Raw genomic sequence first — 519 nt, 5'->3', positions numbered from 1 at the left:
CATGACATCACTAGTAAAGTCTATACTCCATGATTGAGTAAATTTTGAGGGGGTCACTAGTGGCTTCTTTTCTCTTTTAGGAAGTCTCTTTTTATATTTTCTTCTCATTGCCAGTCCTATACTTTTATAGATCCTATAAAGTTTTTTATGATTTACCACAACCCCTTTATTTCTAAGTCTACCATAACTTTTCCAAAACCCTTCACGGGGGTGTTTTTCGGCTAATGATCCCAAAGCCGTAATAAAAAAATTGTCGTCTTTTATGGATTTATAATGAAGCGTACTACGACTCATTTTAAGAATACGACATGCCTTGCTCACGGATTGAGGATATTCTATACGAAGCTGATCAACCATATCCCTCTTGTGGTAAGGCTTTAGAGCTTTTTTTCTATAATATACTTGGCTACATCCAATTCCATGGCTAAATTAGCATACATACGCTTTAAGCGTCTGTTTTCTGCTTCTAGTTCTTTCACTTTCTTCATTTCACTCGCTTCCATTCCTCCGTACTTTTTG

Annotated in this window: 1 pseudogene; it reads right to left on the bottom strand. The window is 36.2% G+C overall.

Going from position 1 to position 519, the window contains the following annotated elements:
* Nucleotides 1–357, bottom strand: a pseudogene (locus GNY06_RS02875) (IS3 family transposase); the annotation flags it as partial.
* Nucleotides 358–519 lie beyond the last annotated feature (162 nt).

It is taken from the genome of Elizabethkingia argenteiflava (assembly GCF_009904105.1).
GTDB lineage: Bacteria > Bacteroidota > Bacteroidia > Flavobacteriales > Weeksellaceae > Elizabethkingia > Elizabethkingia argenteiflava.
The sequence above is the reverse complement of the archived record's forward strand: the minus strand, read 5'-3'. Positions and strand labels throughout refer to the sequence as shown.